Source organism: Halomonas sp. 707D4 (assembly GCF_024158685.1).
Classification (GTDB): domain Bacteria; phylum Pseudomonadota; class Gammaproteobacteria; order Pseudomonadales; family Halomonadaceae; genus Vreelandella.
Genome location: NZ_JAMZBD010000088.1, coordinates 1 through 8895, shown reverse-complemented (window position 1 = coordinate 8895; position 8895 = coordinate 1). Strand labels below are relative to the sequence as shown.

The window sequence follows — 8895 nt, the reverse complement described above, 5'->3', positions numbered from 1 at the left end:
GCCTGGCAACTCGGCATCTTTGAGAGCGACGAGGATTTCGAGACGTTGGTGGCGCTGCACCTGGCCGGCGGCACGCCGGCCCGCGCCGCCGAGCATCTCGAGCAGGCGCTGGCAAGCGAGCGGCTCGCGCGCGACGAGACGACCCTTCGCCGTCTGGCCCAGGCGTGGTACCAAGCCCGGGACGTCGATCGGGCGCTTGATGCTTGGCAGGCGCTGGCCGAGCGCACCGGTGAGCGCGAGGATTGGCGACGTCTCGGTCAGCTGGCCTACGCCTGGGGCGAAGACGCCTGCGCCGAGCAGGCCTGGGAAGAGGCGCGGGCACTCGGCGACGAGGAGGTCGAGGGGTGGCTCGCCAATCTACGCTAACGCAGTGATCACGGGGCGAGGGTGAGCGAGAAGTCGCTCCAGGTCGGCGCATGGTCGGAAGGGCGTTCCATGGCGCGCAGGTCGTAGTCGATGCCGGCGCCGGTGGCGAGCTCGGCAAGCAGTCTCGTCACCAGGATGTAGTCGATGCGAAGCCCGCGCCTGGGTTCGCGATCGAAGCCTTTGGAGCGGTAGTCGAACCAGCTGAAGCGCTCGGCATCCTTCGGGTGGCAAAGCCGGTAGCTGTCCTCGAGACCCCAGGCCTTGATGCCCGCAAGCCACTCGCGCTCGACGGGCTGGAAGCTCGCCTTGCCTTCGCGCAGCCAGCGCTTGCGCGCGGGCTCGCCGATACCGATGTCCTGATCCTCCGGCGAGATGTTGAAATCCCCCATCACCGCCAGGCGCTCGTCGGGGCGGTGGCTTGCGAGCAAGCGCCCCAGCTGCTGGTAGAAGCGCTCCTTGTGGGGAAACTTGACCGGGTGCGCGACGTTCTCGCCCTGGGGAAAGTAGCCGTTGTAGACGGTCACCGCCTCGCCATCCTCGGCTTGCAGCGTCACGCCGATCAGGCGCCGCTGGGCCTCTTCGTCGTCATCGGGAAATCCGTAGCAGACCGAGGTCGGCGCCTGACGGGTGAGCATCGCCACGCCGTAATGGCCTTTCTGGCCGTGATAGACCACGTGATAGCCCATCGCCTCGACGTCGGCGAGCGGGAACTCGCTGTTCTGGACCTTGGTCTCCTGCAGCCCGATGACGTCCGGCGCCTGGGTGTCGATCAGCGCCTGCAGCTGGTGAAGGCGTGCGCGCAGGCCGTTGATGTTGAACGAGACCAGCCGCATCAGGTGTCGTCCTTGCCCGGATGGATCTCGATGGGCTGGCCCTCTTGCTGGCGGGCCAGCTTGCGCACCGCCTGGAGCTTGCGCTGCTGCTGCTTCTTGGCCACGAAGCGTCGAGAAGAGACGACCTGATCGGGGTTTTCCTTGCGCCACTTCTTGTAATCCTTGCGTCGCCCGGTGCGAATGGTGACCTTGTCCGCCAGCGAGCGAGTCTTTTTCTTACGCGTCATGTCGCGCTCCTTCGTTTCGTTTGGCCGCCATTCTAACAGGCAAGCGGGGGGCGAACACAGCAAGGCACGCGCTCTAATCGCCAAGCCCTGTGATACACTACGCGCGACGTGATGCCTAACATCCACCGTAATGGACAGATACCAAGCCTATGAGCGAGTCGGAACAGACCACAGCATCGGCCCAGAACCGCAAGCCCAAACGCCGTCGGCGCAAGCCGCGTCGCCGTCAATGCGGCTGGGACCTCCGCCAGTTTCAGGTACCTGCCGTGGCCGGCAAGTGGCGTTTTCATGACTTCGATTTGCCGCTCCCCTTGATGCGTGCCATCCATGCATTGGGATTCGAGTACTGCACGCCCATCCAGGCCGAGGCCCTGCGCCAGACCCTGCTCGGCGGCGACATCGTCGGCAAGGCGCAGACCGGCACCGGCAAGACCGCGGCCTTTTTGATGTCCGCTCTGGCCTACTTTCTCGAAGAGCCGGCGCCGGAAGGGCAAAAGCCCGGCGCTCCCCGGGCGCTGATCATCGCGCCCACGCGGGAGCTCGCGCTGCAGATCGAGAAGGATGCCAAGGCGCTCGCCCGCTTCACCGATCTCGAGGTGGCAAGCGTGGTCGGCGGCATGGAGTACCAGACGCAGCGCGAAAGCCTGGCCGGCAAGATCGACCTGCTGGTGGCGACCCCGGGACGGCTGCTGGATTTCCACCAGAAGCGCGACATCGATCTCTCCGAGGTGGAAGTGCTTGTGCTCGACGAGGCGGATCGCATGCTCTCGATGGGTTTCATTCCGGACGTCAAGCGCATCATCCGCTACACGCCGAAAAAGGAGCAGCGTCAGACGTTCCTGTTCTCGGCCACCTTCACCGACGATATCCTGAACCTCGCCAGCCAGTGGACGGAAAACCCCGCCCACGTGGAGATCGAGGTGACCGTGGAGAATCAGGCCGACATCGACCAGCGCGTCTTCCTCGTCTCCGACGAGGACAAGCAGCGCCTGCTGGTGAAGCTTCTCGAGCAGGAGAGCTTCGAGCGGGTCATGGTCTTCGGCAACCGGCGCGATCTCGTCCGCAAGCTCGATTCCGCGCTGCGCAAGGCCGGCATCAACGTGGCGATGCTCTCCGGCGACGTGCCCCAGGCCCAGCGCATCCAGACCCTCGAAGCGTTTCGTGAGGGCAGCGTGCAGGTGCTGGTCGCCACCGACGTGGCGGGCCGTGGCATCCATATCGAAGACGTGAGCCACGTGATCAACTACACCCTGCCGGAAGACCCGGAGGACTACGTCCACCGCATCGGGCGTACCGGCCGCGCCGGCGCCAAGGGCGTGTCGATCAGCTTCGTGGGCGAAGAGGACGCCTTCTCGCTGCCCGAGATCGAGCGCTACATCGGCGACAAGCTGCCCTGCGAGCACCCGCCGGAAGGCTTGCTGTAACCGCAATGCTGGACACCGAGCTCAAGGCGAGTATCCAGCAGGCGTATCGCAACGTCGTCGAGGGGCTCTCGCTGACCCCGCGCTACGGCCAGCGCCTGATGATCGCAGAAATCGCCCGCACGCTGGGCGAGATCGAGGTCGATGGCGAAGGCAAGCGCACAAGCGATCGCCACGTCTGCGTACTCGAGGCGGGCACCGGCACCGGCAAGACGCTGGCCTACCTGATCTCGGCGCTGCCCGTCGCCAAGGCGCGAGGCAAGCGCCTTATCGTCTCGACGGCCACCGTCGCGCTCCAGGAGCAGGTGCTTCACCAGGATCTCCCGGCCCTGGCCAGCCACAGTGGCGTGGCGTTCAGCTACGCGCTCGCCAAGGGGCGCGGGCGCTACGTCTGCGTCGCAAGGCTCGATCAGGCGCTCGAGGGCGTCGAGCCCAATCCTACGCTTTCGCTCTTCGAGCAGTCGCTGGCCGAGCAGGGCAGCGACTTCACGCTGCTCGCCACGGATCTTGCCGAGGCCTACGGCAGCGGCAAGTGGGAAGGGGATCGGGACAACTGGCCCGAGTCGATCGACGATGCCCACTGGCGGCGCCTCACCGTGGATCATCGCCAATGTACCGGGCGGCGCTGCGGCCATTTCGGCGCCTGCGCCTTCTTTCGCTCGCGCCGCGAGCTCGAAAGCGCCGATGTCATCGTCGCCAACCACGATCTGGTGCTCGCGGACCTGGCGCTCGGCGGTGGGGCCATCCTGCCCGACCCCGCCGAGTGCATCTTCGTCTTCGACGAGGGGCACCACCTGCCGGACAAGGCGCTCTCCCACTTCGCCCATCGCTTCGCCGTGCACGGCTGCCTGCGCTGGCTCAGAACGTTGAAGTCGAGCTTGAGCGATCTCAATACCGGCCTGGGCGGCCAGCCCACCATCGCACGGCTTCTGGCCGGGCTTCCGGAGCTCGTGCACGCGCTCGAGCCGGTGCTGGGTGACGTGTTCAGCCTGGGGCATCAACTGGCCGGCCGCGAGCGTGGCCTAGGGGACGAAGAGAACAGCCACCAGTTCCGCTTCGAGAAAGGCCAGATACCCGAGGCGCTCGGCGAGCAGGCCGGGCAGCTGGTGACGCTGTTCGCGACGCTTTCGCGCACGCTCGAGAGTATCGCCGACATCCTGCGCGAGACGCTGGACCCGGACAAGCAGACCGGGCTCGAGCGCGAACAGGCGGAGAGCTGGCTACCGCTGGTGGCGCTGCTTCACGGGCGAAGCCTGGAAGCCCACGCGCTGTGGCTGAGCATGAGCGAGCAGGATGCGCCGAACGCGCCGCCCTGCGCCCGCTGGATCACCTTGAGCCAGGTCGCGGGCGAGCCGGAGATAGAGTTCTCCGCAAGCCCCGTCTCCGCCGCGCACACGCTCGCCAAGCACCTGTGGGGGCGCTGCCACGGCGCGGTGGTCACCTCGGCGACGCTCACCGCACTCGGGCGCTTCGAGCGGCTGCAGGAGCGGGCGGGCCTGGCCGGGCGCTATCGTTACCAGGCGCTGCCGAGCCCCTTCGACTACGCCAATGCGGTGCTCCGCGTGCCGGCGCTGGCGACCGATCCGAGCGATCGCGAGGCCCACGAGCGGGCGATCGTCGAGTGCGTGCAGGGCCTCAATGCGAAGGAGGCGGCGCTGGTGCTGTTTTCGTCACGCGCCCAGCTGCGCGCCGTCGAGCGCTCGCTGCAGCCCGCGCTCAAGGCGCGCGTGCTCGCCCAGGATGCGCTGCCCAAGCGCGAGCTGATCGAGCGCCACCGCGCGGCAGTGGATCGTGGCGAAGGCAGCGTCATCTTCGGGCTGGCGAGCTTCGCCGAGGGCATCGACCTGCCCGGGCGCTATCTTACCCACGTGGTGATCACCCGGCTGCCTTTCGCGGTACCCGACGACCCGGTCGGTGCCACGCTTGCCGAATGGATCGAGAGCCAGGGCGGCAACGCCTTCATGCGCATCAGCGTACCGGATGCCTCGATCAAGCTGGTCCAGGCCTGCGGGCGGCTGATTCGCAAGGAGAGCGACAGCGGGGTGATCACGCTGCTGGACAAGCGCGTCATCACCCGGCGCTACGGCCAGGCACTGCTCGACGCGCTGCCACCGTTCAAGCGCGAGATCGGTTAGTCCGCCGCGATCGCATGAATGAAAAAGCCCCCGACGGCCATGCCATCGGGGGCTTTTTCGTCTCGCGTGATCAGCGGCTGGCCAGTACCGGGGCGAGCTTCTGGTTCATCTTTCTGAACGTCTCGACCGTGGTGTCCCAGTCGATGCAGGCATCGGTGATCGAGACGCCGTAGGCGAGCTTGCTCGGGTCGTCGGTGAGCTTCTGATTGCCCCAGCCCAGGTTCGACTCGACCATCAGGCCGATGATCGACGTGTTGCCATCGAGGATCTGGTGGGTGACGTTCTCCAGCACCAGCGGCTGCAGGCTGGCGTCCTTGTTGGAGTTGGCGTGGGAGCAGTCGATCATGATGTTGGCGGAGAGCTTGGCCTTGGCCAGCTCCTTCTCGGCCAGCGCCACGCTCACGCTGTCGTAGTTGGGCTTGCCGTTGCCGCCGCGCAGCACCACGTGGCCGTAGGCGTTGCCGCGCGTGCGGATGATCGCGACCTGGCCGGCGTAGTTGATGCCCAGGAAGTTGTGCGGGTTGGCAACGGATTCCAGCGCGTTGATCGCGACATCGAGGCTGCCGTCGGTGCCGTTCTTGAAACCGACCGGGCAGGAGAGGCCCGAGGCCATCTCGCGGTGGGTCTGCGACTCGGTGGTCCGGGCGCCGATCGCCGACCAGCTGATGCAGTCCTGCAGGTACTGCGGCGAGATCGGGTCGAGCGCTTCGGTGGCCAGCGGCAGCCCCATCTCGGCCAGCTCCACCAAGAGCTTGCGGGCGATGTGCAGGCCCTCGTCGATCTCGAAGGAGCCGTTCAGGTGAGGGTCGTTGATCAGGCCCTTCCAGCCGACGGTGGTACGCGGCTTCTCGAAGTAGACCCGCATGACGATGTAGAGCGAGTCGCTGACCTCGTCGGCGAGCTTGCGCAGCTTGCGGGCGTAGTCGAGGGCGGCGTCGACGTCGTGGATCGAGCAGGGGCCGACCACCATCAAGAGCCGCGGGTCGCTGCCGTCGAGAATGTTCTGGATGACCCGGCGACCTTCGATCACCGTGGCTTCCGCCTTGTCGGTCAGCGGAATGGTGGCCTTCAAGGCGTCCGGGGTGGTGAGCACGTCCTGGGCGAGGACGTTGAGATTGTTAACCTCTTGATCTGACATGCGGCTACCTGTAGGTAAAGCGGTGGGCAAATGTCGCACTACTATGGCGCGTTAAGGCATCAAAAATCAATTGTCAGGGAACTCGACGAGGCGTTCGGGTGTCAGCCACACGTTTTTGTCATGCAGGGGCAAGAGGCTTGATGCCTTTGGCATAACGCGCAACACTACGCATAGTCAAAGCGTTCATATCGACGCGTAGGTTATGCAGGGCGAGCGAGTCCATTTTATCGGTTTGTCCGTTAATTATTGTTTTCATTAATCATTGCCCAAGGGACGCTATGCTGCATGCTGTTAAAGCCCGCTCAGGGGGGCGAGAGGAAGTAGGGCTCGACATAGATCGTTCGAGCTGGAGGGGCGTGTGAATGGGCACTCGTGAAACGGACCAGCAGCTCGTCGAACGTGCCCAGAAAGGGGATACCCGTGCCTTCGACCTGCTGGTCAAGAAGTACCAGCACAAGATCATCGGCCTGATCGGGCGTTACGTTCACGATCACGGCGAAGTACAGGATGTGGCGCAGGAAGCGTTCATCAAGGCGTACCGGGCGCTGGGCAAGTTTCGCGCCGAAAGCGCGTTCTATACCTGGATGTACCGCATTGCCATCAATACCGCCAAGAACCATCTGGTATCGCGCGGCCGTCGGCCGCCGGGCAGCGATCTCGACATTGTCGATGCCGAGGTGCTCGATCAGAGCGGGCGGCTGGCGGACAGCGAGTCCCCCGAGGCGGCTTTCGCGCGAGACCAGCTCGAGGCTGCGGTGTTTGAAGCGATCGAGAAGCTTCCCGACGACCTGCGCACCGCCATTACCCTGCGCGAGCTCGACGGGCTGGCCTACGAGGATATCGCTCAGGTCATGCAGTGCCCGGTGGGCACGGTGCGTTCGCGCATCTTCCGGGCGCGCGAGGCGGTCGACGAGCACATTCGCCCGTTGATCAGCACGGCGCGCAACAGTCGCGAAGAGTGAAGGCGATGCCGGCAAGGCATCGATTTGATTTTTTTGTGAACTGTCGCTCGTCAAATGCGTCATAGAGCTTGACCAGATTGACCAGCATTGAAACGTCGAGCGTATTGAGGGGCTCCCTGGCTTTCGAGCTTGCAAAGAAGCCACCGAAAGCTTGCGAAATCCAAGCCTTGGCCCGAGAAAATGCGCTAGCCGATACGTTCCAGAGCGGCTAGAGACGTTTTCCAAATATAGCGTGAGGGTGTGAAGTATGAGTTTGAATACACGAGAATCACTTTCGGCGTTGATGGATGGCGAGAGCGACGAGCTCGAGCTTCGCCGAGTGTTGAAAGCGCTACCCGGCGAGAGCGATGCGGCCGACACCTGGCGGCGTTACCATCTCGCGCGCAGCATGATGCAGCGCGAGCGCTCGGTCGATGTCAGTGTCGATCTCTCCGCTGGCATTCTCGCTCGACTTCAGGACGAACCCGCCCCGTTGGCGGAGATGCCTGCCACGGCGAGCACCCAGCGTCCTGCGCGTGTCTCCTTCGCCCGAGGGGCCGGTGTCGCGGCTGCGGTATCACTGATGGTGATCACCGGCGTCCAGTTCTTGAACAGCGATGGTTCCCCTCGTCAGGCGTCTCAAGGCAGTAGTGATCTCGCCTCGACCTCCATCGATAGCGGTGCCCAGGTACAGCCGGTCGGCCTTGCGGCAAGCCAGGCGGATATGCCGATGTTCGAGCCTACCGCGTTTCGCATGAACGGCCAGTCCGGGCGCAGCGGTTTCATGAACGTAAGCGAGTCGGCCCCCGGCGCGCCGGCGGCCACTACCGCCGCCCAGACTTTCTCGGCGCCGACCAGCGCCATGGACAGTGATCAGATTCGCCTGCTGCAGACCTATCTCGAGCAGCATGCCCAAGGCGCTGCCGGTGGCAGCGGGGATAGCTGGATGCCGCTTTTGCGCTCGTCGTCGGCGGTCGAACCGCTCGGGCAGCGTTGATCGACGAGCGATGATACCTTCATTAGTCGACGGGATGACATGCGTGTGAGCGGTGAACGAGTTTTCCAGGCGCGGCGCCTGCTGATCGGTGCGAGCGTTGCCTCGCTTGGATTACTGGCGCTGCCTGCCCTTGCCGATGACGCGGCGTCGTCGGCTTCCTCCAATCCTGTCTGCTCGCGTCCCGAGCTCGTTCAAACACCCCAGGACGACGTCGAGCGGTGGCTGGTACGCAGCATGCTGGCCAGCCAGTGTTACGAGTACCAGGCGCGAGCGGTCTCCATCGATAGTCTTGGCGTGCGTACCCTGGCACTCTCCCATCGTATCAACGACGGCGTGCGCCAGCAGGTGGTCCAGCATCTCGATGGGCCCTCCATCAGCGTCGAGCGTCGCTCCCAGGCAGGCAGGCTCGCCTGGTTCGTTCCCGATTCCTCGACGAATGAACACGCCTCTCCGGAGGCTTGGGCTCTTCATGTCGAACAGTTCTACGCCGTCACCATCGAGAACGAGGAGCGCATCGCCGGGCGGGTCGCCTCGCGGCTGCGCTTCGATCCGTTCGACGAGACCCGCTACATGCATACCTGGTGGGTGGACGAGGAGACGGGGCTGCTGCTCAAGCACGAGCTCAGGGATGCCCAGGAGCGGGTGATCGAGACGTTCCAGATGACCCAGCTGCAGTCCCCCGAGCTCTACGACGGCCCGCTCGTCGACGAAGAGGGAAGGGAGGAGGTCGATGCTGCGCTGGACGTCAACTGGCTCCCCGACGGATTCGTCGCCCAGCCGGCGATGATTACCGGTGACGATCCGCTCCCGCAGCGGTTCTACAGCGACGGGCCGGCG

At 64.9% G+C, this 8895-nt stretch carries 8 protein-coding genes and 1 pseudogene; 6 read left to right on the top strand and 3 right to left on the bottom strand.

From position 1 onward, the window contains the following. A pseudogene (locus tag BIS11_RS05825) lies at positions 1 to 366 on the top strand (hypothetical protein); the annotation flags it as partial. An 8-nt stretch (positions 367 to 374) separates the two neighbouring features. Here the strand turns inward: BIS11_RS05825 and xthA are convergent. Beyond that, entirely contained in the window at positions 375 to 1199 is an 825-nt protein-coding gene (xthA, locus tag BIS11_RS05820; protein ID WP_253426109.1) for an exodeoxyribonuclease III, read from the bottom strand. Then, a complete protein-coding gene (locus BIS11_RS05815) occupies positions 1199 to 1426 on the bottom strand; it encodes a hypothetical protein (protein ID WP_227390766.1) in 228 nt (75 codons plus the stop codon). The genes xthA and BIS11_RS05815 overlap by 1 nt, the downstream gene beginning before the upstream one ends. A 149-nt stretch (positions 1427 to 1575) precedes the next feature. Here BIS11_RS05815 and rhlB point away from each other — a divergent pair, with 149 nt between their 5' ends. Then, complete coding sequence (gene rhlB, locus BIS11_RS05810) at positions 1576 to 2850, top strand: ATP-dependent RNA helicase RhlB (RefSeq protein ID WP_253426107.1); 1275 nt, start codon at positions 1576 to 1578, stop codon at positions 2848 to 2850. Between the two features lie 5 nt (positions 2851 to 2855). Beyond that, the gene (dinG, locus tag BIS11_RS05805) at positions 2856 to 4982 is read left to right on the top strand and encodes an ATP-dependent DNA helicase DinG (protein WP_253585815.1); all 2127 of its coding nucleotides are present in this window, start codon (positions 2856 to 2858) and stop codon (positions 4980 to 4982) included. A 70-nt stretch (positions 4983 to 5052) separates the two neighbouring features. On the opposite strand, the gene BIS11_RS05800 is transcribed toward dinG, so the two are convergent. Then, on the bottom strand, positions 5053 to 6120 hold the full coding sequence (locus BIS11_RS05800; RefSeq protein WP_253420857.1) for a 3-deoxy-7-phosphoheptulonate synthase: 1068 nt from the start codon (positions 6118 to 6120) through the stop codon (positions 5053 to 5055). A 362-nt stretch (positions 6121 to 6482) separates the two neighbouring features. On the opposite strand from BIS11_RS05800, the gene rpoE reads away from it, so the two are divergent. From rpoE to BIS11_RS05785, 3 genes are all read left to right on the top strand, one after another. Continuing rightward, positions 6483 to 7082, top strand: a complete 600-nt coding sequence (rpoE, locus tag BIS11_RS05795; protein ID WP_227390762.1) for an RNA polymerase sigma factor RpoE — start codon at positions 6483 to 6485, stop codon at positions 7080 to 7082. Positions 7083 to 7329: 247 nt separating this feature from the next. After that, a complete protein-coding gene (locus BIS11_RS05790; protein WP_253420860.1) occupies positions 7330 to 8058 on the top strand; it encodes a sigma-E factor negative regulatory protein in 729 nt (242 codons plus the stop codon). 45 nt (positions 8059 to 8103) lie between these two features. Beyond that, the coding region (locus tag BIS11_RS05785; RefSeq protein ID WP_253585814.1) for a sigma-E factor regulatory protein RseB domain-containing protein at positions 8104 to 8895 on the top strand (792 nt) is incomplete at its 3' end.

What these genes read in the sequence shown, in the direction of transcription:
- xthA (WP_253426109.1), bottom strand. Translation starts at nt 1,199, where the DNA reads ATGCGGCTGGTCTCGTTCAACATCAACGGCCTGCGCGCACGCCTTCAC.
- rhlB (WP_253426107.1), top strand. Translation starts at nt 1,576, where the DNA reads ATGAGCGAGTCGGAACAGACCACAGCATCGGCCCAGAACCGCAAGCCC.
- BIS11_RS05800 (WP_253420857.1), bottom strand. Translation starts at nt 6,120, where the DNA reads ATGTCAGATCAAGAGGTTAACAATCTCAACGTCCTCGCCCAGGACGTG.
- BIS11_RS05815 (WP_227390766.1), bottom strand. Translation starts at nt 1,426, where the DNA reads ATGACGCGTAAGAAAAAGACTCGCTCGCTGGCGGACAAGGTCACCATT.
- BIS11_RS05790 (WP_253420860.1), top strand. Translation starts at nt 7,330, where the DNA reads ATGAGTTTGAATACACGAGAATCACTTTCGGCGTTGATGGATGGCGAG.
- dinG (WP_253585815.1), top strand. Translation starts at nt 2,856, where the DNA reads ATGCTGGACACCGAGCTCAAGGCGAGTATCCAGCAGGCGTATCGCAAC.
- rpoE (WP_227390762.1), top strand. Translation starts at nt 6,483, where the DNA reads ATGGGCACTCGTGAAACGGACCAGCAGCTCGTCGAACGTGCCCAGAAA.